The 25,877-nt window shown below is 54.7% G+C and carries 19 protein-coding genes, 1 pseudogene and 1 riboswitch; of the genes and pseudogenes, 16 read left to right on the top strand and 4 right to left on the bottom strand.

Annotated features, from left to right (window positions below):
* Positions 1-17: 17 nt before the first annotated feature.
* Positions 18-131: riboswitch (TPP riboswitch) on the top strand.
* Between the two features lie 68 nt (positions 132-199).
* The gene (gene thiC, locus FYC48_RS03185) at positions 200-2,296 is read left to right on the top strand and encodes a phosphomethylpyrimidine synthase ThiC (RefSeq protein WP_149495216.1); all 2,097 of its coding nucleotides are present in this window, start codon (positions 200-202) and stop codon (positions 2,294-2,296) included.
* 137 nt (positions 2,297-2,433) lie between these two features.
* Here the strand turns inward: thiC and FYC48_RS03180 are convergent, their stop codons facing one another.
* Complete coding sequence (locus FYC48_RS03180) at positions 2,434-3,702, bottom strand: hypothetical protein (RefSeq protein ID WP_235034046.1); 1,269 nt, start codon at positions 3,700-3,702, stop codon at positions 2,434-2,436.
* A 261-nt stretch (positions 3,703-3,963) separates the two neighbouring features.
* On the bottom strand, positions 3,964-6,861 hold the full coding sequence (locus tag FYC48_RS03175; protein ID WP_235034045.1) for a hypothetical protein: 2,898 nt from the start codon (positions 6,859-6,861) through the stop codon (positions 3,964-3,966).
* 170 nt (positions 6,862-7,031) lie between these two features.
* Here FYC48_RS03175 and FYC48_RS03170 point away from each other — a divergent pair, with 170 nt between their 5' ends.
* The 4 genes from FYC48_RS03170 (at position 7,032) to FYC48_RS03155 (ending at position 11,410) form a co-directional block, all read left to right on the top strand.
* Complete coding sequence (locus FYC48_RS03170; protein ID WP_149495215.1) at positions 7,032-7,592, top strand: sigma-70 family RNA polymerase sigma factor; 561 nt, start codon at positions 7,032-7,034, stop codon at positions 7,590-7,592.
* On the top strand, positions 7,589-9,058 hold the full coding sequence (locus tag FYC48_RS03165) for a DNRLRE domain-containing protein (protein WP_149495214.1): 1,470 nt from the start codon (positions 7,589-7,591) through the stop codon (positions 9,056-9,058). Before FYC48_RS03170 ends, FYC48_RS03165 begins: the two co-directional genes overlap by 4 nt.
* Complete coding sequence (locus FYC48_RS03160; RefSeq protein ID WP_149495213.1) at positions 9,058-9,792, top strand: YqjF family protein; 735 nt, start codon at positions 9,058-9,060, stop codon at positions 9,790-9,792. Before FYC48_RS03165 ends, FYC48_RS03160 begins: the two co-directional genes overlap by 1 nt.
* Positions 9,793-10,024: 232 nt before the next feature.
* Positions 10,025-11,410 (top strand): outer membrane protein assembly factor BamB family protein, encoded by a 1,386-nt coding sequence (locus FYC48_RS03155; RefSeq protein WP_200836522.1) that lies wholly within the window; start codon positions 10,025-10,027, stop codon positions 11,408-11,410.
* Positions 11,411-11,465: 55 nt separating this feature from the next.
* On the opposite strand, the gene FYC48_RS03150 is transcribed toward FYC48_RS03155, so the two are convergent.
* The gene (locus FYC48_RS03150) at positions 11,466-12,386 is read right to left on the bottom strand and encodes a family 16 glycosylhydrolase (protein ID WP_235034044.1); all 921 of its coding nucleotides are present in this window, start codon (positions 12,384-12,386) and stop codon (positions 11,466-11,468) included.
* A 236-nt stretch (positions 12,387-12,622) separates the two neighbouring features.
* On the opposite strand from FYC48_RS03150, the gene FYC48_RS03145 reads away from it, so the two are divergent.
* Complete coding sequence (locus FYC48_RS03145; protein ID WP_149495211.1) at positions 12,623-13,090, top strand: DUF1569 domain-containing protein; 468 nt, start codon at positions 12,623-12,625, stop codon at positions 13,088-13,090.
* 191 nt (positions 13,091-13,281) lie between these two features.
* The gene (locus FYC48_RS03140) at positions 13,282-14,655 is read left to right on the top strand and encodes a nickel-dependent lactate racemase family protein (RefSeq protein WP_315853761.1); all 1,374 of its coding nucleotides are present in this window, start codon (positions 13,282-13,284) and stop codon (positions 14,653-14,655) included.
* 47 nt (positions 14,656-14,702) lie between these two features.
* Here the strand turns inward: FYC48_RS03140 and FYC48_RS03135 are convergent, their stop codons facing one another.
* Positions 14,703-15,563, bottom strand: coding sequence for a helix-turn-helix domain-containing protein (locus FYC48_RS03135; protein WP_149495209.1), 861 nt, complete (start codon positions 15,561-15,563; stop codon positions 14,703-14,705).
* Between the two features lie 207 nt (positions 15,564-15,770).
* On the opposite strand from FYC48_RS03135, the gene FYC48_RS03130 reads away from it, so the two are divergent.
* The 9 genes and pseudogenes from FYC48_RS03130 (at position 15,771) to FYC48_RS03095 (ending at position 25,785) form a co-directional block, all read left to right on the top strand.
* A complete protein-coding gene (locus FYC48_RS03130; RefSeq protein ID WP_149495208.1) occupies positions 15,771-17,054 on the top strand; it encodes an L-rhamnose isomerase in 1,284 nt (427 codons plus the stop codon).
* A 48-nt stretch (positions 17,055-17,102) separates the two neighbouring features.
* Positions 17,103-18,539: a purine-cytosine permease family protein gene (locus tag FYC48_RS03125; protein ID WP_149495207.1), complete on the top strand. Its 1,437-nt coding sequence runs from the start codon at positions 17,103-17,105 to the stop codon at positions 18,537-18,539.
* 10 nt (positions 18,540-18,549) lie between these two features.
* On the top strand, positions 18,550-18,747 hold the full coding sequence (locus FYC48_RS03120; protein WP_149495206.1) for a hypothetical protein: 198 nt from the start codon (positions 18,550-18,552) through the stop codon (positions 18,745-18,747).
* Positions 18,748-18,778: 31 nt separating this feature from the next.
* Positions 18,779-22,153, top strand: coding sequence for a sulfatase-like hydrolase/transferase (locus FYC48_RS28270; RefSeq protein ID WP_235034043.1), 3,375 nt, complete (start codon positions 18,779-18,781; stop codon positions 22,151-22,153).
* Positions 22,095-22,304 (top strand): annotated as a pseudogene (locus tag FYC48_RS28705) (sulfatase-like hydrolase/transferase); the annotation flags it as partial. The gene FYC48_RS28270 and the pseudogene FYC48_RS28705, both read left to right, overlap by 59 nt.
* Positions 22,305-22,347: 43 nt before the next feature.
* Complete coding sequence (locus FYC48_RS28260) at positions 22,348-22,485, top strand: sulfatase-like hydrolase/transferase (RefSeq protein ID WP_235034042.1); 138 nt, start codon at positions 22,348-22,350, stop codon at positions 22,483-22,485.
* Positions 22,486-22,504: 19 nt separating this feature from the next.
* Positions 22,505-22,750 carry a sulfatase-like hydrolase/transferase gene (locus tag FYC48_RS28255; protein ID WP_315853765.1) on the top strand — a complete coding sequence of 82 codons (246 nt, stop codon included), beginning with the start codon at positions 22,505-22,507 and terminating at the stop codon, positions 22,748-22,750.
* A 227-nt stretch (positions 22,751-22,977) separates the two neighbouring features.
* Positions 22,978-24,468: an aldehyde dehydrogenase family protein gene (locus FYC48_RS03100; protein WP_149495205.1), complete on the top strand. Its 1,491-nt coding sequence runs from the start codon at positions 22,978-22,980 to the stop codon at positions 24,466-24,468.
* A gap of 24 nt (positions 24,469-24,492) precedes the next feature.
* Entirely contained in the window at positions 24,493-25,785 is a 1,293-nt protein-coding gene (locus FYC48_RS03095) for a class II aldolase/adducin family protein (protein WP_149495204.1), read from the top strand.
* Positions 25,786-25,877: the final 92 nt, after the last annotated feature.

Below are 25,877 nucleotides of genomic sequence, written 5' to 3'. Positions count from 1 at the left end.
CGTGATAAGCGATACTAAACCTACCGCAGGGGTGTCCGATTTGGGCTGAGAGTTTCGAGAAACATGATTCGAAACAACCCTTCGAACCTGATACGGGTCATACCGACGAAGGGAGCGAGACGGCAATTTACATTCTCTCGGGCTTAGCCGTCCTTTCTTCTCCGAGTCATACGCCCAAAATGCAAATTAAAGGGAAGCGATGAATCCTCCGAACTTGCCGACGTTGAATGTGCTGGAGAATACCAAGCAGCGTGACGATTTCCCGGGGCAGTTCACCGACGACGTGGACAATACGGAGGAGATTCGAGCGATCGAAAACGATCCGACGCTATTCCCAAATTCGACGCGGATTTATGTCGAAGGCGAGATCCACCCGGGGCTGAAAGTGCCGATGCGGGAGATCCGCGTCTCGGACACCGAACATCCCAATGGCGAAATCGAAAAGAACGAACCGGTGCGCGTTTACGACTGCTCCGGTCCCTGGGGCGATCCCGAGTTTGACGGCGACGTCACCCAGGGACTTCCGGCTTTGCGTCGGCAATGGATTTTGGATCGCAATGATGTCGAGGAGTACACGGGCCGCGACGTCAAACCAGAAGACAACGGTTATCTCTCCGAAGCTCATTCTGAAAAATACAACCAACTGAAGAAGGCAAAGAACCGACTCAAGGAATACCCCGGGTTGAAGCGAGCCCCGTTGCGTGCCAAGAACAGCCAAACGCCGGGGAGTGATTGGCATCCGGTCACGCAGAAGTGGTATGCCGATCAAGGGATCATCACGCCTGAGATGGAATATGTCGCCATCCGTGAAAACCTTGGGCGTAAGGAAGAGTTCAAAGCGATCGCCGACAAATATCCCAATCTGCGAGACCTTCCCCCGGAAGCATCCGATCGAATTCGCCAACTGTGCACCACACCGGATGGTTACGAGATGCCTCGCCCTTCCGAGGTCGATCCCGCCTTGCAAGTGCCCCGCAATCGGATCGATCATCAACATCCGGGACAATCCTGGGGAGCGATGACGCCCGCCTTCATCACGGCTGAGTATGTGCGTTCAGAGGTCGCCCGAGGTCGCGCGATCATTCCGGCGAACATCAATCACCCAGAGAACGAGCCGATGATTATCGGCAGAAACTTCTTGGTGAAGATCAATGCCAACATTGGTAACTCCGCGGTTACCTCGACCATCGACGAAGAAGTCGAAAAGATGCGTTGGGCGACCAAGTGGGGCGCGGACACTGTCATGGATCTCTCGACCGGAAAGAACATTCATGCGACCCGCGAGTGGATCATTCGCAATAGCCCTGTGCCTATCGGAACGGTCCCGATCTATCAGGCCCTGGAGAAAACGGGTGGACAAGTAGAAGCGCTCACTTGGGAGTTGTTCCGCGACACGTTGATCGAGCAAGCGGAACAAGGCGTCGACTACTTCACGATCCATGCCGGAGTCTTGAAGGCCTTCATTCCCCACACCGCCAAACGGATGACCGGGATCGTTTCCCGAGGAGGTTCGATCATGGCGAAGTGGTGCATTCACCATGAGAAAGAGAATTTCCTCTACGAGCATTGGGACGAAATCTGCGACATCTGTGCCGCCTACGATGTGAGTTTTTCGATCGGCGACGGATTGCGTCCCGGTTCGATCGCCGATGCCAATGACTACGCTCAGTTGGCCGAGTTGGAAGTACAAGGCGAGCTGACCAAGCGAGCGTGGGCCAAGGGATGCCAGGTGATGAACGAAGGGCCGGGACACGTCCCGATGCACCTGATCCAAGAAAATATGCAGAAGCAGATCGAATGGTGCCATGAAGCTCCGTTCTATACGCTCGGTCCACTGACAACGGACATCGCGCCGGGCTACGATCACTTTACCTCAGGAATCGGAGCGGCGCAAATCGGTTGGTACGGTTGTGCGATGCTTTGCTATGTTACCCCCAAGGAGCACTTGGGGTTGCCCGATCGAAACGACGTTCGGGAAGGCGTCGTGACATACAAGATCGCGGCGCATGCGGCCGACCTCGCGAAAGGACACCCGGCCGCTCAAATCCGTGACAACGCACTCTCGAAGGCTCGTTTTGAGTTCCGTTGGCGCGATCAGTTTGCACTCGGGCTCGATCCCGCCCGCGCCATTGAGTATCACGATGAAACGTTGCCCGCCGAAGGTGCAAAGACGGCACATTTCTGCTCCATGTGCGGACCGACGTTTTGTTCGATGAAGATCACCGGCGACGTTCGCAAGTATGCCGAAGAAAAGGGCTTCGGAACGCCAGATGTGACCAAGCAGGACTCAGTGTAAGACGCTGGGTTGAACTTGGGATAGCCGAGCACGCTGGTGGCTGCGTTCTTGAAGAGACGCACTGTTTGAGCCCAAATCATTCTCTTGGGCTTTCGATCAAACCAGAGCAGTGGCGAGGTCGTTGAGACCTTGCCCGGTCATTGTTGCGATACCAACCGTTTGGCTTTCCAGTGCGCGGCCAAGTGATAGACGATCCCACAACTGGAGCAGCGATCGTAGTTGAGACGTTGAAGCAGGCGATGAAGGTCGGCTTGTTGATCGTCGCTGATCGACGCGTGTGGCACCATCATCGCAATCAATGCTGATTCGCCAGTTTCTCGAATGGTGTGCCAGACTTCGCGATACGGCCCCCATTGCGGGTTGGGGTAGCCGCCTTGGTGAATCCATTTTTCTGCGTGTCGCCAATCCGGTCCTAGCATTGTAAGTGTTTGGTCGTCCATGGATCGAATCTTCGCTAACGATTCGGTTTGTTTGGTTCGGCCCATTTGCCCCACTCGGTTCATGATTGAAACGATCTTCGCCTTCCTTGCCGCATCCGTTTCAACGTCGTGGAGAACTTCCAGGGAGCATTGCATCTGCAACAGAGCGTAGGCGGGTTGATGTTTCAGCGGGCCGGCCGATTGCTGGATCGCTTCATTGACATACCGTTGCCACTGTTCACGAAATCTTTCTTCGCCCGTCGTGTCCCAGGCCGCTGCGTAGATCATCGGCAACCTGGCGGCTTCATGAACGTTGACGTTCCACATGCGACAAATCCCCAACGGGCATCGAGATCCATCGGCACGGCAAAAATCGAAGTCGTTCTCTGGAACCACAAATTCGGTCATGCGATCTGCGACCGCAGCCAACAGGTTTCCGATTGCTTGCTTCGTCGAAGCATCTGGCAAGGGGCTGTGAAAGTATCGCCATAGCCCGTGAACGAAGTGGGTTACTTGATCACGCGATGAATTGATGTAGATGCTGGTTTGGTCGCCAGGACAGACGTTACGGGCCACGAATCCGGGCTTGCCATGCACGGTCGCGCAGCGTCGCATACCGGCAAAGATCATCTCGGCTTTCTCACCTAGACTTGCTTCTTTGGTCACTGCATACCGATCACAAACAACACTGAGCATGGCCCCACCGAGAATCATGCCGTCTTCCATCCCGGAGCCGTAACCACATGGGTTGGGGAACTGACGCTTTACTTCAGTCACGGTTGGTAAGTGGGCGAGTTCGTGTCCGGCTTCATAACTGCTGAGGTAGTCCATGAACGTTTGAGAATCGGGATGATAGAAACGTTGCCAAATCGATTCCCAAGCTTGCTGCGACTGTTTCTGTAGGATGTCTTGCGCGGTCGTGACCGATGCCGGGGCCGCACAAATTGCAAGGGCGAACAGAAACGGTGTCGCAGAGAGGCGATGCATTTAGCGAAGGCGGGTTGAAAGTTTGAGAGTGACCGTTGCGGTCACCCGCGTTTGAGTAACGGTCAATCAGTGCCGTTGTGCAGGCCGAGTATACTTCATCTCGATCCCCCTCCCCGGACTTTTTCGGTTCTCTGAAAGACGCGTCGAGTACTCAAGATCGGCAATCTCGATATTTGTCTCGCCATCAGACGGAGACGTTCAACGGACGGCTCCACACTGGCGGTAGGAGCCATGTTGATACGACACGCACGATTAATCTGCCTATTCATACTCGAGAATCGCGCTGACAACTGCCGGAACGCGACTGCGAAATCGAATCCACGAAGCAGAAAACTCCTGCGGGAACTCGTAACTCAACGGAGCACGAGGTTGAACGCTGAACACATCGTAGGGGACCCACAAGCCCTCTCCATTGATGTCTACTTCAGCCGTGATTGTGGTTGCCACCGATGACTTTAGAGTGAGCGTCTTTCGATCATATCCGGTCATCAGGTAAGGATCCGATTCTTCGCCAGCAGAAACGGAGGTTTCTTTCCATGGGCCGCCGGTACCGACGGGCTTGCCGAGTTTCCATAGGTCGTCGATGCCGCCGAACCAAAGTGCTACGCCGAGTTTTTGGTCGCGGAAGAGATGTCCGTCTTCGGCCGCATCCGGTTTGATTCCCGATAGGACTAGCAGACCATTCCAAGAGCAGAAGTCCGTTATCTGTTTGGTGTGGCTGCTGATCGGTCGGATCAGATTCCAAGCCGGCGGGGCTCCGTTCGTGATCAGGGGCGTTTCGTAAAATGTTCCGTGAATGTTGGCAAGTTCACGTTCCGACTCAACCTCGCGAAGTGCCCGTGGCCATCCGGACGCAAAAGGTTTGTCGAATGCGGCGGGTCCTTTGGGTAACCGATAGCGCTGCCCTCGCGATTGGATGATGACCGATGCTTCATCAAGCGAAAACTCGGGGGTGATCGCAAGCAAATTCTTCAGCTTTTCGTCGGTCGCGTCGGCTTGGAATTCAAAGCGTGATTTTGAGAACTCGTAGTAGCGATCATCGCCGGTGATGAATCGCAAATTGCGATTGCGTTTCGCAGCGTAGACCAAACCGCCGATCGTCTGTTCGTCATCCAGACCGGCAATGCCCGCGAACAGCGATCGGTTTTCTGGCAGATCGCCATTGGCGTACTGACTTGTTGTCTGATGCAGAAACGCTGTTGCGATGCAATCACGATTGGGGATCAATCGCAGCCATTGAGCCTCGAGGTTGCTTGGAAGCGGGTGAGCCACGTAACCGCCGCCGGGGACCGTCACGTTTTCAAGATCAATCCACTCGCCATTACCTTGTCGGTCGACTTGCAATGTGAAAACGACCGACGATTGTTCGGAAGCTAGCTTGGGAGTTTCGGGACGAGTGACGACGGAGCTTTCGATCGCGTCGATTGTGACTTGGCCACCGCGTGATTTAATGAACGCGGTGTGCGGCATCCCAAACGAACCGGGAGTATGCTCGGTCGGGTTGTCGGGAATGGTGACTCGGCCCGCCGGGAAATCTCGCGAGTAGACGGTGTCTTCAAATCCCTTGCCCCACGTCACCGTGTGGTTGGTCCGTTTCCAAGTCGAAGGCAGCTTCGGGCTGCCTCGGCGATCGACGGCCAGGAACACCGTCACTGGGACATCGACGGCGAATTCGAAACCCGCCGCAGGTTGGTGCCAGTCACCGCGGGCCACGGTGACGCGCGGCAGTTGGGCCAGTTCTTTGGAGATCGTATTGATCTTTTGTTGATCGGCCGCACGGAAGGCAGAGATCGCGGGTGCGGTTTTTCGCCCGACGGCGAGATGGACGAGCCGCCGATCAAAGCCGGCGATCAGAAATGGATCGGAGGCTACACCCGCTGGTACGTTGTCTTCGATCCACGGGCCACCGTAGCCAGAGGCCGGGCCCCATGACTTTAGGTCGGCATAGGTCCCAAACCAAAGGTTGCTTTGCGGTTGGCCGGCGAGCGGGTTGCCTTGGATGCTGGTTTCGTCCGTTGCCAGGACAAGCTTTCCGTTCCATTGACAAAAATCCGGAACGTATCGAAGATGGCTCCCGATCGGTCTGATCCCAGCGGAGTTCGTCGCCGAGAATGTCTTTGGGAAGTCGTAGAACATCCCATGCATATCCATCATCCAGCGACCGCCTGTGATCTCGCGAATACGTGGCCACTCGGTATACCAACCATGACTGGCGTCGTTGCAGTAAGCAGCTTTGGGCAGCAAGTAAGTCTGCCACTGTCCGTCATCAAGGACTTTTAACCGCACGCTGCGGCGATCCCAGCCCATCGTCCAGATCGGTTCATTGCCATCGCTGCCGCCGGTGATTCCTTTCGGTCCGGTGACTTCGGTGTACTGCCGTCGTTCGACAATCTTCCATTGCGATCCATCGTATTCGGCCAGCACGCCGCGTTCCTCTTCGTTCTTCGCTTTTCCTCCGACCAAGACGTCACTGTAGTTACCGACGTGCAACTCACCGTTGTTGGAGATGACGAGTCTTCCTTGAGAGGTGTAGCCACCTTTGCCATGCCATCCGGGAACCGGCTTCTTGAACAGTCGCTTGACTGCCAGTGTGTGAACGTTGGCCTCCCAGATCGAGCCTTCCATATCAATGTAGTAGACCAGGTTGGCCGGATCGGTCAGGTGGCGAGCGATCGCAGTGACGCGAATGGGCATGTCCGCCGGCTTGATGGTACGTACATTTCCGCCTGCATCGATCAGGTGGTGGGCAATGAGAAGCTGATTCGATTCTTTGTGAATCATCCGACCCGCTGGTGTGCCGCCAACACTTTCCGGGTGGATGGTCATCGGCTTGGTGAGATCTGCGTCGACTGAGAACAGTTTGTGCTCGCTGCCTCGTGGCATGTGCGGGGCGTAGTTGACCATCCAGAGTTTGCCTGCCCACGGAACGATCGCTCCGATTCCACATTCGTTGTGGCCGTCCTTTTCGTGGCTACCGTTCTGGCTGTAGACACCGTAGGTTGTCAGGTGGGGGTAGATACCGCTGATGTGGATATCGGTACGAACGGACTCGGACGGAGTGATTCCAGGATGCGCGACGTCATTTTCAGCGGCGGTCAGATGAGGACATGTTTCGGCCACGAAACACACGAACAACGTCAACAGAATCGATCGTTTCATCAGTCACTCAAGGTGGAGGTGGTGGAGCTAGGTTGCTCAGTTAGCGTTACCCGATTGTGATTTTGGACGCTTCGTTATCGGTTTTCCTGTAAAAACTCTGTTTTCCCGCCGATCGACGCGTCCAAACCTTGTGATTTCAAGCTCTCAATTGGCAAGACGCGAGGTTAACAATGGAAGAATCTGTGAACGACGACGATCGAGCCGCACTCTTCATTCGCCTGCTTGCCGAGCATGAGCGGCGACTGGCAGCATACGTCATGACGTTCGTTTCATCGGCGTCTGACGCGGACGATATTCTCCAAGAGACGAAGATATGGCTATGGCGATCATTCGATCAGTTCGAAAGGGGCACCAATTTCGGTGCCTGGGCTCGCCAAGCCGCCTTCTACCGCATTCAACAGTTCATCAGAAAACGAGGGACCGAAGGCAAACGATTCGTCTTTTCGGATACTTGTCTGGAACAACTGGCTGATACGTTTGAAAAGAACGTAGAGAGTCGAGAAGAACGCGTCGAGCGATTGTCCGATTGTGTTTCCAGGCTCTCCCCGAAGCACCGGCAAATTCTGACGCTTCGCTATGGAGAAGAACTAGCAGTGGACGAGATCGCAGGCCGAATCAACCGGACTGTTGCGGCAACCTACCGTGTGCTGAGCCGAGTCAGGCTGTCTTTGCGTGATTGCGTATTGGGTGGGGGTGAAGATTTTGTGGCCACATCGGAGGTGGCGCAATGAAGGGCAATGATCGCGATCAACTCGCCGAGTGGATCGAAAAGCAACTCGATGATTCGCTTACTCGGGAGGAGTTCGATCGACTTCAGCGTATGTTGACGGATCAACCCGACGCACGCGAGCTGTATCTCGACCTCATGCACCAGAATGCACATTTGCAACTGGAGCGTGTCTACCTATCGGCGACCAGTCCCAGATCGGGTGAAGAGTCGAGAAAGCTGCCGGACGGCTCGCGATCAACCGACAAGAAATTTTGGTCGTCTGTGTTCGCGGTGTTAGCCGCAAGTCTGTTGTTGGTTTGGTGGAATCTCCCATCAGCAAAATCCCCCTACAGTATTCCCGGCATCGCACATATCGCCGATTCCTCTGATGCTCGGTGGGGCGATTGCACGCTTCCCACCGCGGTTGGATCACAACTTGGTCGAGGGCGTCTCAAGATCGATCGCGGCCTAGCCATGATTCGGTTCGCTTCGGGGGCCGAAGTGACATTGGAGTCCCCTGCGGAACTGGAAATCGAGTCGTCGCTCTCCGGAAGGCTGCTCTCCGGAACCGCCGTTGTTGAGGTACCGAAGTCAGCCCATGGGTTCACACTCACGACACCGACGGCGGTCGCGATTGACTATGGCACCGCCTTCGCTGTTACGGTCGATACATCAGCAAAGACTTCGTCGATCGAAGTGCTTGATGGCGAAGTCGAAGTGAAGCACGTCACGTCGGATGCGTCGTTGCGATTGAAGGAAAAACAGCGTGTCATCGCTTCCGAAGAAGCGCTGAGCGATGCAGACGTTTCGATCGGAGAAGCAAAACTTTTTTCCGCACGACCATCGGTGAGCGGCGAAAACAGATTGCATCGCATAACAACAGCAGATGGCGGGGGCGGTGACACTTCGGTCAGTCGTAGCGAGGACGATGACGTGCAAAAGAACAGCCACTCGGAACTCGTTCTCATTAAGAATCCGTATCGCGGCTACGAACGTTTCGGCCGCATGGGCTATTTTCGTTTCGACCTATCGACTTTGTCTGGGATGGAGATCACGTCGGCAAGGTTTGTTTTGACGCTCATGCCGAGCGGTCTGGGCTTCGCCAGCAATGTGGACGACTGTGAATTTGTCGTCTATGGCTTGACCGACGAATCTCGCGACGATTGGTCAGACGAACAACTGACTTGGCAGACGGCACCTGCCAACCTCGACGGCGCCGCCCGGGTCGATGCTGACCGAGTCAGTGAACTCGGACGATTTATTGTGCGTCGTGGCGTACAGCACGGCCAGGTTTCGATCGAAGGAAACGCATTGGTTCGGTTTCTAAACGCTGATACAAATCAGAGTGTGACATTGATCGTTGTTCGTGAAACGCGGGAGCGCGAACCCGGAGGTCTCGTACACGGCTTCGGCAACCGAACAAGTTCCGAGGCCGCTCCGCCAACACTTGTGATCGCAACAGACGAATCCGTGCTTAGGCAGCGTTGATGGAACGGAGATCCGATCGTACTTGGCCGCTACCACGCCGGCCTTGGGTGATGCGAATGACGTGGTCAGAATTGCTGTTCGCTCACTGGACGATCGAGCCCGATACGGTCGCGAAATTGCTTCCACCCGGCGTGATGCTAGACACGCGCGAAGGCAAGGCTTGGGTGGGAGTGGTTCCGTTTCTGATGTCGGGTGTGGCACCGCGATTTTGTCCGCCGCTTCCCGGACTGAGTCGTTTTCTTGAGCTGAATGTGCGAACTTACGTGACCGTTGATGGCAAGCCAGGGGTATGGTTCTTTTCGTTGGATGCGGAAAGTCGATTGGCAGTGCGGTCGGCTCGAGCGACCTTCAATTTGCCCTACATGGACGCAAGAATGTCGCTGAAAAGACGAGACGAAGGGATGATCGACTATCAAAGCAATCGCACCCATCGCGGTGAATCGGCGGCAAAGTATGATGCAAGTTATTCCGCCACAGATGAATTCCGGGTAGCCGAACCTGGTTCGTTGGAGCACTGGTTGACCGCACGGTACTGCCTTTACAGTGCCAGTCGACGCGGTCAAGTTTATCGCGGCGAGATTGACCATCCTCCCTGGAGGCTTGCACCAGCATTCTATGACGAACGGGCGAATACGATGGGCGAAGGATTCGGGTTTCACTTCAAGGGCGAGCCGCATTTGCTAATGGCCCAACCGGTCGATGTGCAAGCGTGGCTGGTAGCGAAGTGCACTTGACGACGAATGAAGCGAGATTGCAGCTCCACAGCGGCTGACGGGATGCGGCTCACGCTAAAATCAATCTGGAGCGTGACTTTCGGCTGGATGGCCACGGGACTCGCGGTTCCTCCTCGCAGCTTGGCGTTATCGTGTCAATCGAAGCATTCGATGACCGGCGGATTGACTTCGCTAAAAACTGTAGCATGAGTGAAAGTGATTTTTCCGTAGCCCTTACCAAAGCATTGATCCCGTGAAATTTTTACCTGTGCAGGTGGCATGTGTTTTCGTGTTCTTGGCGGCAACCGTTGTTCCAGCCGAGGAGAACTATCCGCAGTTTCGCGGTACTGATCAAATCGCGGTTTCGCCGACGCCATTGCCGGTTCGGTGGTCAGACGTGGAAGGCCAACGTGAAGGCGTTCGGTGGAAGGTTGATCCCAGAGGTGAAGGTTGGTCGCAACCGGTGGTTTGGGAAGACCACCTGTACCTGACCACGGCCGTGCCGACTTCGACGGAAACCGATACAACCAAACCCGAAAACGTTCGTGGCGGATACGGCCGCGATCGTGATGATTTGGTGAACGTCGTCTATGACTATCAAGTCGTTTGTATCGACCGAGCGACTGGCGATGAAGCGTGGCGACGCACTGTAAAAACGAGCCGACCGCCGATCCCACGTCATACGACGAACACGTACGCCACCGAAACGCCCGCCGTCGATGGAAGTCGGATCTATGCGTACTTCGGAATGAACGGGGTGCATTGTCTGGACTTGGACGGGAAAACTCTTTGGCAGACTGATCTAGGTGTCTTCGAGATGCGGGCTGGTTGGGGAACTGCCAGTTCCATTGCTCTGCTAGACAACCGATTGTTCGTCCAAGTTGACAACGAAGAGCAGTCTTTTTTGGTCTGCCTCGATACCGCCACTGGCAAAGAAGTCTGGCGAACCAATCGCCCCGAGCGGTCTCAGTACAGCAGCCCCTATATCTGGAAGAACTCTCAGCGGACCGAGTTGATTGTTGGCGGAATGGTCTACCGGTCCTATGACCCGGAAACCGGTCGTCTGCTGTGGCAGATCGACATGAACAAGGGACGAAGTTCGGCGACACCAATCGCGTTGGGAGACCGCTTGTTCATCGGCAATGAGTTGCGCAATCGAGGCGGCTCAGACGACGGAGGCGGACGGCTTTACTGTATCGTGCCTGGTGGCCAAGGCGATATCACTCCGCCGAACGATGCGACGACAGGCGATTTCGTTCGATGGCGGATGGATGAATCCGGCATTCAAATGGCCTCGCCAATCTATTGCCAAGAGAAATTGTTTTTCTTCCAGCGGAATGCTGGTGTCGTGACATGCGTCGATGCCTTGTCTGGTGAAAAGGTATTCAAAAGCCGCGTTCGTGGTGCGAGAGCATTCTGGGCTTCGCCATGGACCGATGGTCGACATGTCTACGCATTGGATTCCAGCGGCAACACGCACGTGATCAAGCCAGGGGAGTCGTTGGACGTCATTGCCGTCAACGAATTGGGTGACCAGATGTCGTGGGCGACGCCGGCCTTCGCCGACGGTCAGATCTACTTGCGGACAATCGATCACCTTTACAGCATCGCTCGTCGTGGCGATGTCGATGGCTCGTGATTCCAGCTCGCGTCCTAGTCCAAGCGAAAGCCAAAAGTCGTCGTAAGGTAGCGACTTACTTCACGCGATCCCAAACACGAACGTAATCAATTTCCATTTCGGTGGGAAATTCATCGGTCCCCTCGACGATCGACGGTACGAAACCTTTCGTCGTGTAGGTTGCGTAGGGTGGACGCAGGCCAAGGGAGATGGCAACGTTCATCTCGCGGTGCCAATGGAGATTCGGCTTGTGCCCGATCTCTTTTCCGTCGATGTACCATGTGATAGTGTCGGGGGTGATTTCACAACCGTATGTGTGGAAATCGAGACGTGGGTCAAACTGGAGACGAACTTCGTTGGCTTGTTCTGCTCGGTATCGTTCGTCATTCGGTCGATGCCACTCGCGGCCTTGTATTCCCGGGCTGCCGTTGGAAAGGATTGCGTGCAAGTTGCAGTCGGCGATGCGTTCGTTGCCGGCGACTCGGTCACCTCGCTGAGTCAATTCGACTATGTCAACTTCGCTGTATCGCGTTTCGTCCTTAGCGATAATCGAATCATCAATTTTGCTGTAGAGCCAGAAAGACGGGCACACACCGGGGAAGAGTAGTGCCCCTTTCATTCGTGCTTCGTAGTAGCCGTACGTCCCCGTCGCATGTGACTTGAGCATGCCCGATGTGTAAGGCGTCGGAGTTCGGTTACCTTCGGCGACCGGTGACGAAAGCCGACGCATCATGAGTTTTAGAACTCCGCCAGAAATTGAAACGTTGTTTTCGTTATCCCAAACCCAAGCACCAAAGTTTTCTGGGGACTCGTTCCATTTTTTCCAATCGACTTCATTGCCATTGAAATCGTCGGAGCGATCCCATCTTATTTTCCAGTGATCGGCTCGCGTCGAAGACAAGGGGACGTTGTTCTTGCTTGTCTGCGCAACTAGATTCAGCATTCCGATGTTGAACTGCATTACCATGGCTAGGAACAAGATCATGAGTTGTCTCACTGGCTTTCCTTTGGATAGGCATTGGTTCGTTGGCACTGACGCGTAGTTCACTGCCGCCTGGCCGATCGTGCTACATGGTTTGAATCGATTGGCTCTCGCCGGCGCTGTAGTTTTGATCGCTGCAAGCCGTGAGGAAACATGAATTGCAACCGTCTTTCATCGCCGGTGTCAATTGTTCGAAGAGTCGTCCATAATGTCCACGAAGATGCCAAATTCTACCGAGATGCCGAAGCCCCATGAGCGACCTCCGTCAATTGCAGTTTAGTGACCTCGAAGTGGCGGTCGATGATGCCCGGCAATTGTTGGCCAGCGGATACATCCGTCATGGAAACTGGTCACTCGGACAGATTTGTCGCCATTTAGTTTTGGTACAAGACCTCGCCATCGGTGGTTATCCACTTTGGATGTCGGTCTATGCCCCCCTTCGACCATTAATGCGATGGCTGCTGTTGCCAAAGATGCTGAGCGGTAATTCTCCTCGTGGCTTCCGAACGTCGGGAATTTTCCAGCCACCGGAAGGTCTCGATGACGCGGCGGAAGTGGAAGCATTCGCCGCGAGTGTTAAAACGCTACTTGCCCACACCGGGGATTTTGCACCACATCCGGGATTCGGCAAGTTGCCACCAGAGGGAATCTTGGAGATCCACGCGGCGCATGCTGCTCACCATCTCCGACATTTGAGCCGACAAGGCGATACGGAATGAGTGTGCATCGGAAATAAACTTGGTACTCAGGTTGGAACTCAGGAGGGTGTGGGGCTTGGGAAGCGTGGTCACCAGTGCTTAGTTCCAATTGACAATACGGGTGTGAGTCTTCAGCTGATGGGTGTTTGCCTCCGGTTATTGTTCGGAAAACGTGGCTATCGCCATTCGGCTAATCCGAAAATCAAGTTGGAATGCAGCAGGTGATGGAACCGCACGGTAGAGAGCAGGCAAGAATGGATCCTTGTGTTGAACTGTTGTTTGGCCGAGGGACGAAGAAAGTACGGCTTCCCGAATTGGTGACACCAACGGTCATCCGGAAGCCAAAAATGCCCGTACGGTATGATTGTGGAAAAGCGGTACGTAGTGCTTTGTCCGCTGATGGATCGTCTGGAAACGCTTCGTCTAGTGGTTCGGCGAATCGTGTTTCCTTGGTCGAAGTTGCCAAAAATGCCAATTCAGCTTGTCTCGCGATCTGCGATATCACGCGGCCGGTTCCCAATCATTTGTTTTTGCGTCCGGCCATCGAAATACTGCTGGACGCCGGGATTGACCACAAGGCAATTACCGTCTTAGTCGCGACGGGGCTGCATCGTCCCAATGAAGGCGAGGAGTTGCGAGAATTGGTTGGTGACGACTGGGTTTTCGATCACGTCCGGGTCGTGAATCACTTCGCGACCAGTGATGACGACCATCTCGACCTGGGAATCACTCCTACACGCCGGGTACCGGTCAAAATTGACCGTCGTTTTGTGCAGGCAGATCTGCGTATCGCAACGGGTCTGGTCGAACCGCACTTCATGGCCGGTTACTCTGGCGGCCGGAAGGTTGTCGCCCCCGGACTCGCCCATGCTGATACGATCCGTACGTTTCACAACCACGCTTTCATGTCTGATCCGGCGGCTGCGAATTGCAACCTCGACGGTAATCCGCTGCATGAAGAACAGCTCGAGATTATTCGGATGATCGGAGGTGCGTACGCGATCAATACGGTGATCGATGAAGAACGAAATTTGTCGTTCATCAATTTTGGGGAGGTTACCACCAGCCATCGTGAAGCAGTGAAGTTTGTCCAGCGATATTGCCGGGCGCCCGTGCCTCATGAATTCGAAATCGTGGTGACCAGCGGCGCGGGCTACCCGTTGGACCAGACGTACTACCAGTCTGTCAAAGGGATGGTGGGTGCGATCGATATCCTGAAGCCGGGAGGCGATTTGTTTATCGTCTCGGAGTGTGCCGAGGGACTTGGCTCGGACGCATACCGTCGAGCCCAACAACAGTTAGTAAGCCTGGGTGAAGAGGCGTTCTTGCAGGTGCTTCAGCGGCAGCGCAAAGCAGACATTGATCAGTGGCAGTCGCAAATGCAAACCAAAGCGTCGTCAAAAGCCCGTATTCATCTGCTTTCGACGCTGCCGCGTGAGAGTTTTCCGCTAACCGGGGTGAACATGTACGACGACGTGAACGAATTCGAGCGGTCGATCGCTTCCGCCGCTTTAGGAAAGCAGCACATCGCGGTGATCCCCGAAGGTCCTTACGTCATTCCCTATGTCAGCGATGCGACGGAATAAATCGCAAGCTCGGTAATGATTTTATATGAGCAAGCCGCCACTGGAATTCATCGGTAGCGTTTGCGGTACTCCCGTGGGGATTGGCCTTGAGTTTTGCGAAACCGACGACTGAAGTAATTGCTGTCACTGAAACCGACATCAAAAGCAATGTCGGTAACACTTCGGTCGGTGCTGCGTAGCAGTCGGCTGGCTTCTTCGATACGAAGACCGATCAGATAGTTGATCGGCGACGTTCCCATCGCCGCTTCGAACATCCGGATGTAATTGGTCCGAGACATTCCAGAAATGTTGACTAAGTCTTCCAGTGCGATCGGTTGAGAGATGTCACGGCGGATATGAGAGATGGTTTCTCCGACGCGGATCAGTGATTTACTCGATGGGTTATGGGTTTCGCCGTAGCATCGCGATACGAACGTGATCAGTTCCAACATCGCGGCGATCGCCATGACCTGAAATCCGGGCTGACGGGCGCAGAGTTCCTGATCGAGTTTGTCGACCAGATGAAGTGTCTCACCAAGTTCGGCTGGGCTGAGTTGTAGGCGGCTGGTGAATTGATGTCGGCTACGCCACGCCGGTTCGAGTGTAAATAAGGCGTGGTAGCCGGAGAGAGACTGCAGGTCACCGATCGATAACGGCAGTTCGTTGGGGTCGAACAGAATGTTGATCAGGCTTAACCGATCCATGTTCAGATAGTCATGCGGGCGGTCGCCGCCGATGACAAACGTGTCTCCGGTTTTCAGCTCATAGCTGTCTTTGCCGGTGATGTGTACACCGGCCCCACCGGTGATGATCACGATTTCCGAGAACTCGTGACAGTGCAGGCCGAACGGTTCCTGTGGATCGCGACGTTCCACGACGATCGGGAATCCGTCGGAATGAAACCAGTCCTGTTTTCGAAGTACTTTCATCGGGCACTGTCGCGTTAGCGGCATCAGAATGGCCGACGGGGTACTCTAGAGGTGATCGCTTGCACCGAAAAGACATTCTGTGATGGTACTATTGTGCTAGTTTCCGGTTCGATCGTCAAGGTTTCGGTGTGCTTGGCGGCCTAAACTGGCTGCCGGATCGGGAAAGGTTTCAATCGGGCAAGGCCCACCAGACTGGCGAGGATGAAGATGAGCAACTCAAGTCAAGTTCGCGCCGCTTTCGAGTTGGCGACCGAGCAGTACGCGTCTCAAGGAGTCGACGTCACCACCGCGCTTGAACGGCTTTCCCGTGTCGCAATCTCCGTTCATTGTTGGCAGGGAGATGATGTCGCAGGCTTCGAAGGTCAGGCAGGAACCCTGGGCGACGGACTTGCCGTTACGGGCAACTATCCTGGTCGTGCACGAACGGCAAGTGAGCTTCGGAGTGATCTCGAGATCGCGTATTCGTTGATTCCCGGGAAGCACCGCTTGAACCTTCATGCGATATACGGCGAATTCGCTGGTCCTGTTGATCGTGATGAAATCGGCGTGGAGCAGTTTCAGGGATGGATTGATTGGTCACGCGACCGAAACATCGACCTGGACTTTAACCCAAGCTATTTTTCGCATTCGAAAGCCTCCGATGGTTTTACCCTGGCACATGCCGATGCCGGGATTCGCCAGTTTTGGATCGACCACGGAATCGCGTGTCGGAAAATCGCGGCGGCGATGGGAGCGGCGCAAGGAAACGCCTGCGTCAACAATTTTTGGGTACCGGATGGATACAAGGACACGCCGGCAAGTCGTAAAGCTCCGCGAGAGCGACTGGCCAATTCACTTGATGCGATTTTCGCCGAGCAGCTGCCACGTCATCAAACGCTCGACGCCGTCGAATGTAAGTTGTTTGGAATCGGTAGCGAGAGTTATGTCGTCGGTTCCCATGAATTTTATCTGGGGTACGCGATCTCGCGGAACAAAGTCTTGTGCTTAGATGCAGGGCACTTTCATCCGACCGAAGTGATATCTGACAAGATATCATCTGCGTTGATGTACGTGCCCGAATTATTGTTGCATGTCAGTCGTGGCGTGCGTTGGGACAGCGACCACGTCGTTACCTACAGCGATGAGTTGCAGTCGATCATGCAGGAAATCGTTCGCGGGGAGTTTCTAGATCGAGTGCATATCGGCTTAGATTTCTTTGATGCGAGTATCAACCGAGTCGCGGCATGGGCGATCGGCACCCGCAACGCATTGAAAGCTCTTTTGGCGGCGCTGCTAGAGCCGACGGAGACGTTGCGGCGGTTTGAGCGTGAGGGTGACTTGACCGCGCGGCTGGCACTGATGGAAGAGCAAAAGACAATGCCGCTTGGCGCGGTTTGGAATCACTACTGTGAGTCTTCGGGAGCGCCGGTCGGAGCCGAGTGGCTCGAGAAGGTGCGGCAGTATGAAAACGACGTGACGGCGTCACGATGCGATGCTTCGGTCATGGCATAAAAGAACGTTAGCGCCACAATCACATCAGCAATCATTTAGAGATTTTAAATGACTGAAGAAGCAGAGGCTCCTGGCGGAGAGTTTGAACGCGAACCAGTGCCGGATTCGGCGTTGCTTGGAAGCGGAAAATTCTGGGGCATGTATGCAGGTGAGCATGCCGCGGGAACGGAGTTCATGATTGGCCCGTTGTTCCTTTCGGCCGGAGCGAGCTTGTCCGATCTAATCTTGGGATTGATGCTCGGGAATTTCCTTGCGGTTTTAACGTGGCGATTTCTGGTCGTCCCGATCGCGATGGCGAAACGCCTGACGCTTTACTATCAGTTAGAACGGATTGCGGGTAGATCCTTGGTCAAGTTTTATAACTTGGTCAACGGGCTGCTGTTTTGCTTTCTCGCAGGAGCGATGGTCACGGTATCTGCATCGGCAGTGGGTGTCCCGTTTGGGATTACGTTCGATGTGCCGAGTGATACGTTTGGCTTGAGCAATCCAGCCTTTACCGCGCTAGTGGTCATTGTTGGTGTGGTAATCGCTGCCGTCGCAGCAGGTGGATACGAGCGTGTCGCTCGTTTCGCAAACATTGCCGCACCATGGATGATTGCAGTGTTTGCGGCCTGCGGAATCGTATCGCTAGCGCAGATGGAAGTCACTAGCTTTGCGGCACTATCGGAAGGCAGGTTTTGGGAAGAGGCGATCGTGTTTGTTCAGGAAAAGAACGGTCCCGGAGAATTCGGTTTCTGGAAAATCGTCGTGTTCGCTTGGTTGTGCAACGGGGCGATGCATTTCGGAATGTCCGATCTGACGATCTTTCGGTTTGCTCGAAGCAAGGCCTCCGGTTGGGCACCCGCGATCGGAATGTTTCTTGGGCACTACATGGCGTGGGTATCAGCCGCTTTACTTTTGGCGGCGCTCATCAAGATTCAGCCCGAACTGGCTGTCGGCGAGGACGGTAAAGTCGCCGCGAACCCGGGACTACTTGCTTTCGAGTCGCTTGGGTGGGCCGGCATCATTTGCGTTGTGTTAGCGGGTTGGACGACGGCCAACCCGACGATCTATCGCGCCGGACTCGCGTTCCAGGGCGTACTGCCCAAGAGTCCGCGAACGGCAATGACACTCGTCGCCGGAACCGTCGCAACGATTGCCGGTGCGTTCCCGAACCTCTCGGCAAAGTTGCTCGACTTTGTTGGTACCTACGGAACGGTTCTCGGTCCGATGGGTGCCGTAATACTTGTCGATTTCTATCTGATGAAGAAGTTTGGGTTACGTGACGAGTATGCCTACCACAGTGACTTACGAATCAATTTCTCCGTCTTGATCGCCTGGTGCCTGCCGGTAGCTGTCGGTCTGTACCTGATTCTCTGGCAGGGGCTGTTTGCGGCGTACGCGGTGATTCCATGCTGGATCGTCTGCGGACTACTCTTTCTGGTCATAAGTAAGTTCACCCAGAAAGAACTTGCCGATCAAGCAAACGCTTCGCCAAGCATTTAGGAATCTTGTCATGAATCACATCGCAAAGCTTGTTTCGCTGATCACCCTCGGTCTAGTCATTGGTCCTTGCCTATTGCATTTGACGGGGACAATCGGTCTAGACACCGTCAAGGTCGCCGCTCTTGGCGGCACAGTTGGATGGTTCATTGCGACACCGATATGGATGGGCCGCAAATTGCCCGTCGACGCAAGTGAAGTTGAAATCTGAGAACTGAATGCCCTAATACGTGAGCCCTACCTTGAAATCAAAAATATATTTGACTGCCCTATTCATACTGGCCGGATTTAACGCGAGTGTTGTAATTGGGGACGACGCCTCTCGCGATCAGCCGAAGCCGAACGTGGTTTTCATCTTGGCAGACGATCTTGGTTGGAGCGACACGACGCTGTTCGGCACCACCGATCTTTACCGGACGCCAAACATTCAGCGACTGGCAGAACGGGGGATGACGTTCACCCGGGCGTATTCGTCCAGCCCGTTGTGTTCGCCGACGCGAGCGAGCGTGCTGACGGGATTGAGTCCCGCGCGGCACGGCATCACGGCACCGACGTGCCACCTTCCTAAGGTCATTCTTCGACCGACAGTACCAACCAGTGCGGCGCCGAACAAATTCTCGACGACACCCCAAAGCGTGTCCCGTCTAGATACTCGGTATTACACCCTGGCCGAAATGTTTCAGGACAACGGCTATGCGACGGGGCACTTTGGCAAGTGGCACCTGGGGCCGGAACCCTACTCGCCACTGGAGCATGGATTTGATGTCGATGTTCCTCACCATCCCGGACCTGGACCAGCGGGTAGCTATGTCGCTCCCTGGAAATTCAAGGACTTTGATCATGATCCGCACATTCCGGACGAGCACTTGGAAGACCGTATGGCGAAAGAAGCCGTGGCCTTCATGGAAGAGCATCAGAACGAACCGTTTTTTCTGAATTACTGGATGTTCAGTGTGCATGCTCCGTTCGATGCCAAAAAAGCATTGATCGACAAATACCGAAAAGTTGTCGATCCGAATGACCCGCAGCGCAGCCCGACGTACGCGGCAATGATCGAAAGTATGGATGATGCGTTAGGCACCCTGCTCGACACGTTGGACCGACTGAAGATCGCCGACAACACGATCATCATCTTCGCGTCCGACAACGGCGGGAACATGTACAACCTGGTCGATGGTGCAACGGCGACCAGCAATGCACCGTTGCGAGGTGGCAAGGCAACGATGTACGAAGGTGGCGTGCGAGGGCCGGCGATCGTCGTTCAGCCCAGCTCTGTCGAAGCCGGCTCGCGTAGCGACGCGATCATTCAGAGCAGCGATTTTTATCCGACTCTACTAGAGCTGTTGTCGATCGATGCAAAGCCCGACCAGAAATTCGATGGGGTCAGTATTGTCCCCGCATTGCGAGGCGAATCACTGGACCGCGAAGGGATTTTTACGTACTTCCCACACGGGCCGGGCGTGCCGGATTGGTTGCCACCGTCGGTCAGCGTCCACGCCGGCGATTGGAAACTAATCCGTATCTTCCACGGCGGTAAAAATGGCGGTCACCGATACAAGCTGTTTTATCTGAAAGATGACATCGGCGAACAAAACAATCTCGCTCAAAAGTTCCCCGAACGCGTGAAGCAACTCGACGCACTCATCGAACAACACCTCCGTGAAACACAGGCCGCGTGCCCGCTGGCGAATCCGAATTTCGACCCATCGAAATACGATCTCACCAACGAAGGCAAAGCGGAACTGAAAGGCGGCGCAAGTAAGAAGCCGTCCGGTGGAAAACCAAAGGCTGCCGGCACGCCCGTCGCAGGATGGCGACCGGGAGGCACTTGCACTTTGTCCGCCGCAAAGGGGATGTTGCTCGTCAAGAGCACTGGACGTGACCCGTACCTGAGTCACACATTCACCGATCCGCTCCCCGCCGGTTCCTACACGCTGCAATTCACGATGGCCTCGAGTTCGAACGGACACGGCCAGGTGTTCTGGCAGGAGCAAGGGGCTGGACCGTTCAACGCCGATCGTAGCGATAAGTTCAATGTCGAACACGACGGGAAAACACATGCCTACGCGGTCGAATTCGCCGCGACGAACCCTGTGCTTGCAGTACGAATCGACCCCACACGCGGCAACGGCGAGGTAAGGATTTCGGACATCCAACTCGTTGGCGAGGATGGTTCGACACTGTATCAGTTGAACATTCCCAAGGTATCGGATGCATCACAACCGGTTTCGCAAAACGGCAGACGGCAGCCAAACATCATCGTCATTTACACCGATGACCATGGCTATTCGGACCTTAGTTGCCAAGGAGTTTTTGATGATGTGAAAACGCCCAACATCGATGCGCTTGCGAGGGGCGGCGTGCGAATGACCGATGGATACTGCACCGCGCCACAATGTGTGCCATCTCGGGGAGGACTGATCAGTGGTCAATACCAAACGAAATGGGGATTGGAATCGAACCCACAATTCAAAGATGCGGCGACCATGAAACGTTTCGATGAACTCGAGACGATCCCCGAGCGTTTGCAGAGTGTCGGTTACGTCACGGGCATGGCGGGAAAATGGCACCTTGGGCCGAGCCTCGCCGATCGAATCGCGACTCATGGTTTCGACAAGGTCTTTCACAAGAACAGCAACGGACCGGGGCACTGGAACATGAATCTCGACGGTGAAGACGTCCGGGCAAACGAGCAACGGGGCGGCGGTTATCACATCGACATGATTTCTGACTTCGCCTGCACATTCATTGATCGATTTCACAAAAAGCCATTCTTCTTTTATCTCGCTTGTCGCGCGCCTCACGTACCGCTTGATGCACCGAAGAAGTACCTCGATCGTTTCCCCGGAGAAATGCCCGAGCGTCGACGTCAGGCGTTGGCAATGTTGTCGGCGGTCGACGATGGAGTCGGCCGGATCATGGCATCGCTGCGAGAGCATGAACTCGAAGAAGACACGCTGATTTTCGTGATCAGCGACAACGGCGCACCGCTAAAAATTCAAAAACTGGACGCACCCGGCGGCGGTCCCGGCTGGGATGGTTCGCTGAACGATCCGATGAACGGTGAAAAAGGAATGTTGACCGAAGGCGGCATCAGGGTTCCGTTCGTCGTTCACTGGAAAGGGACGATTCCCGGTGGACAAGTTTACTCGCATCCGGTCATCACGCTCGATGTCGGTGCCACCGCTTGTTCCTTGGCCGGTCTACCTGATGATCCGGTGCTCGATGGTGTAAACCTAGTCCCTTTCTTAACTGGAGAAAACGAGGCGGAACCCCATGAGACTTTGTATTGGCGTTGGCTCGGTCAGTCAGCGATCCGCAAAGGACGTTGGAAGTACGTCCGAGCCGACGAGCGCGAGTATCTTTTCGACTTGGAAAACGACTTCGAGGAGACTCACGATCTGCTCAACGAATCACCTGAGATTGCATCGTCCCTTCATAAGGATCTTCAGGCCTGGGCCAACACTCAGTCTCCGCCTGGCATCTGGGCTGAACGATCCGAAGCAATGAGTCGTCAGGCTGCGAAGTACTTCGACTGGTACATCGAGGGGAAACGTGATGCTGTGCCAGCGGCAAATCAGCAGAGACCAGGAACAAATAGAAAACAGAAAAGATAGAACCTTGACCGGACAAGCATTGACCGTGCTTGACCAATCCGGTGACAGCAACAACACGATCGTCATTTTTATGAGCGACCATGGTCCGACGTTTCAGCACGGCAAGATGACGCAGTACGACCTCGGCCTGCGTGTGCCGCTGATCATTCGCGGCCCCGAAATCGTACCGGGAGCAGGCTGTGACGAACTGGTGAGTGAGTTTGACGTCCCACATCTTGATCATTGTCGCGGACGATGTCGGTTTTTTGGACCTCGGTTGCTATGGTGGAGAAATCGATACGCCGAATCTAGATCGTTTGGCGGCCGAAGGAAGAGGGTTGATTCAGCACTGACGCTTTCACAGATGATGCGATCGAGCAAATTGATGCTTCGGTCACGGAAGGGAAGCCCTTCTTCACTTACGTCGCAATCAATGCCCCGCACAGCCCACTGCACGCGCCGCGCAAGAACGTCGAAAAGTACTACGACCGCTATCGTACCGGTTGGGAATCGTTACGGAAGCAGCGATTCAACCGAATGAAAGCGATGGGATTGATCGATGATCGCTCTGTGATGTCACGCCGTCGGCGTCGGATTCGCCATTCCTTGCTGTGCTAAACAGTCGGCCGAAGCCGGACGCAGAATGCCCTACAATTTGTGGTGTAGAGGTCCAGCCCGAATTTTAGGGACGGCAGAAAGCCAAGTCTCCGGTGGGACGATCGTGCTAGTTAGGGGAACGATCGTCAAGGTTTTCGCTATTAAAGTCGCCTACATTGCAGCACCGGTATCTGCAATCGGTATGCTGTCGCGGACCCAAATTCACACCCGGATCAAGCGAGAATCTAATGAGCACTGCGCTTCAACTCACGTTACTGCCCGAAGTCGAAACGTTCCTGAGCCAGTCTCCGCTGCAGGGGTTCGTCGGAGGGAAAAATTTTCCCAATGCGGACGGCAACTTGATTGCGACCATCGATCCGGGGTCTGGTGAGAAGATTGCCGACATCCACGATCTTAATGCGTCGGAGATCGATCGTGCCGTAGGCATAGCCGACGCAGCCTTTCCGGCATGGGCAGCCCTTTCACAACAAGAGCGTCGCGGAATTTTACTGAAGCTTGCCGATGCGGTTGAATCACGAAAATCGATCATCGCCCAAATCGAAGCACTCGATGCCGGGAAAATTCAGGGCCAAGCGGCCGGTGACGTCCAAAACTTTGTTGACACGTTACGTTATTTCGTCGGTCTGGCCGACAACGTCGAAAAACGAACTGAGCTTGATGTCGAAGGACACGAGGCTTGGACGGTGAAGCAGCCTTGGGGAACGTGCGCGTTTATTTTTCCTTGGAATTTTCCGTTCCTACTGATTGGCTGGGGTATTTCGCCGGCACTTGCCGCCGGCAACACGGTCGTGATCAAGCCCGCCGAGGATACGTCGCTTTCGGCCATCTATCTGGCACAATTGGCGAAGGAGGTCGGCGTACCCGATGGCGTAATCAATGTTGTGACCGGACGCGGTGCGACCGCCGGTGCCGCATTGTCACAGAACCGGCAGATTAAACGTATGTCGTTTACGGGGTCTCCCGAAGTCGGGCAATTGGTCGGTGAAGCCTGCGGAAGGAATCTCGTTCCCGTCAAATTAGAGCTCGGAGGCAAGGGCGCGGCCGTCGTTTTTGATGATGTCGACGTCGAAGCCACTGCGAGAGCACTCGTAGGAGCGATTACCTTCCACACGGGGCAGGTGTGTTGCGATGCGACGCGCTGGCTGATTCAAAAAGACATCTACGACGAATTTGTCGGGCACTGCAAAACAATGATGCAGAACGTAAAGATCGGTCACCCACTTGATCCGAGTAGCCAAATGGGCCCGGTCGTCAACCCAAAGCAACGTCAGCGCGTGCTGGGTTATCAAGACAAAGGCAAGAATGAGGGAGCCGAATGTCTGTGTGGAGGCGGTCCGGCCCAGGTCGAAGGATACGAGGGAAATTATGTCAAACCGACGTTGCTCGCCGGTTCGCTAGACAACGTCGCTGCTCGCGAAGAAATTTTCGGACCGGTCGCTTACATTGCGACATTCGAAACCGAAGAACAGGCAATCGCAATGGCCAATGATACCGACTACGGATTGGCAAATAGCGTTTGGACCAAGGACAAAGAACGGGCCAATCGTGTGGCCGAATCGATGGTTGCCGGGAACAGTTGGATCAACGCACACAACGTTTTCGCACATGGTGTGCCGTACGGTGGGGTCAATAAAAGCGGCATCGGGGGTGGCGTCCTTTCAGTCGAAACGCTCATGGATTACTACCGCAGTACGTCCGTTGTGCGTCCCCTCGGATAACCTTGAACTATCTCGAATCATATCATGAGCAGTCAACGAAACACCATTCATCCACGTGACGAGATTATGCGGACGATGGATCGTATCTATCGGTATCGGATGACAACCACTTCAGGTGGCAACATTTCGATCCGCGACTCGGCTGGCGACATTTGGATATCGCCCGCACGGGTGGATAAAGGCAACTTGACCCGTAGTGATATCGTTTGTGTTCACGAAGACGGGACGACTGACGGACGACATCCGCCGTCGAGTGAATTTCCATTTCACAAAGCGATCTATGATGCGCGGCCGGATATTCGCTCGATCGTCCATGCCCACCCCGTCGCCTTGGTTGCGTTCAGTATTTGTCGCAAATTACCTGACACACGGCTGTTCCATCAAGCGCATTCGGTCTGTGGGAAAGTTGGCTTCGCACCATATGCTTGTCCCGGTAGTCAAGCACTAGGCGAGAGTATCGCAGAGACGTTTTCAAACGGATGTGACAGCGTCATCTTAGAGAATCACGGCGTGGTTGTTGGGGGCGATAACCTGGCGGCGGCGTTCGAACGATTCGAAGCGTTCGAGTTTGCAGGAAAGACATTGATCAAGGCCAATCAGCTTGGCGACGTGCGGTTTCTCGATGAGATGCAGCTTAATCAAGCGGCGAATCGTAGCGTTGATTTTGTCTCTTATGCGCCGAACGATGCCACTGGATGTGAGCTAGAACTGAGAAAACAGCTATGTGACTTCGTGCGGCGTGGTTGCCGTCAGCGGCTTTTGATTAGCACCGAAGGGAGTTTTTCCGCACGGGTTAGTGAGGATTCATTCTTGATCACACCGACCCAGAAAGACCGCGAACTATTGCAAGCGGACGACTTCGTACTCGTACGTGGTAACGAGCGTGAAGGTGGAAAACAAGCGAGTCGGGCCGCCCGCGCTCATCAAGCTGTTTACAAGAAGCATCCGGGCGTTCATGCGATCGTGTTCGCCCACCCGGTGAACGCGACGGCGTTCAGCGTGACTGATGTTCCATTGGATGTCCGCACGATTCCAGAAAGCTATGTCTTTTTGCGTGATGTTCAGCGAGTTCCCTATGGGATTCAGTATCAAGATGATGGTCAAATCGCTGAATTCGTTTCGGCTTCGAATCCGGCCGCGATGTTGCAGAACGACGGCGTACTCGTTACCGGGTCGACTGTCCTCGATGCCTTCGATCGATTGGAAGTTCTCGAATCGACCGCAGAAGCGGTAATCAATGCGGGAGCGATCGGCGAAGTATCAGCAATGTCCGACCAAGTGATTGATGAACTCTGTACGGCGTTTGGGCTTCATTGATTCGCTCGCTCGTAGTAGTGAACGCGAGGCTCTCAAGCGCCTGGAAGCCAGACGGTATCAAATCTCTGGTGGAGACCGATTCCTTCGTCTAG

Origin of the sequence: Roseiconus lacunae (assembly GCF_008312935.1) — a bacterium.
GTDB lineage: Bacteria > Planctomycetota > Planctomycetia > Pirellulales > Pirellulaceae > Stieleria > Stieleria lacunae.
The sequence above is the reverse complement of the archived record's forward strand: the minus strand, read 5'-3'. Positions and strand labels throughout refer to the sequence as shown.

Coding starts and splice junctions, on each gene's coding strand:
- thiC (WP_149495216.1), top strand. CDS start 200: ATGAATCCTCCGAACTTGCCGACGTTGAATGTGCTGGAGAATACCAAG.
- FYC48_RS03180 (WP_235034046.1), bottom strand. CDS start 3,702: ATGCATCGCCTCTCTGCGACACCGTTTCTGTTCGCCCTTGCAATTTGT.
- FYC48_RS03175 (WP_235034045.1), bottom strand. CDS start 6,861: ATGAAACGATCGATTCTGTTGACGTTGTTCGTGTGTTTCGTGGCCGAA.
- FYC48_RS03170 (WP_149495215.1), top strand. CDS start 7,032: ATGGAAGAATCTGTGAACGACGACGATCGAGCCGCACTCTTCATTCGC.
- FYC48_RS03165 (WP_149495214.1), top strand. CDS start 7,589: ATGAAGGGCAATGATCGCGATCAACTCGCCGAGTGGATCGAAAAGCAA.
- FYC48_RS03160 (WP_149495213.1), top strand. CDS start 9,058: ATGGAACGGAGATCCGATCGTACTTGGCCGCTACCACGCCGGCCTTGG.
- FYC48_RS03145 (WP_149495211.1), top strand. CDS start 12,623: ATGAGCGACCTCCGTCAATTGCAGTTTAGTGACCTCGAAGTGGCGGTC.
- FYC48_RS03140 (WP_315853761.1), top strand. CDS start 13,282: ATGCAGCAGGTGATGGAACCGCACGGTAGAGAGCAGGCAAGAATGGAT.
- FYC48_RS03135 (WP_149495209.1), bottom strand. CDS start 15,563: ATGAAAGTACTTCGAAAACAGGACTGGTTTCATTCCGACGGATTCCCG.
- FYC48_RS03130 (WP_149495208.1), top strand. CDS start 15,771: ATGAGCAACTCAAGTCAAGTTCGCGCCGCTTTCGAGTTGGCGACCGAG.
- FYC48_RS03125 (WP_149495207.1), top strand. CDS start 17,103: ATGACTGAAGAAGCAGAGGCTCCTGGCGGAGAGTTTGAACGCGAACCA.
- FYC48_RS03120 (WP_149495206.1), top strand. CDS start 18,550: ATGAATCACATCGCAAAGCTTGTTTCGCTGATCACCCTCGGTCTAGTC.
- FYC48_RS03100 (WP_149495205.1), top strand. CDS start 22,978: ATGAGCACTGCGCTTCAACTCACGTTACTGCCCGAAGTCGAAACGTTC.
- FYC48_RS03095 (WP_149495204.1), top strand. CDS start 24,493: ATGAGCAGTCAACGAAACACCATTCATCCACGTGACGAGATTATGCGG.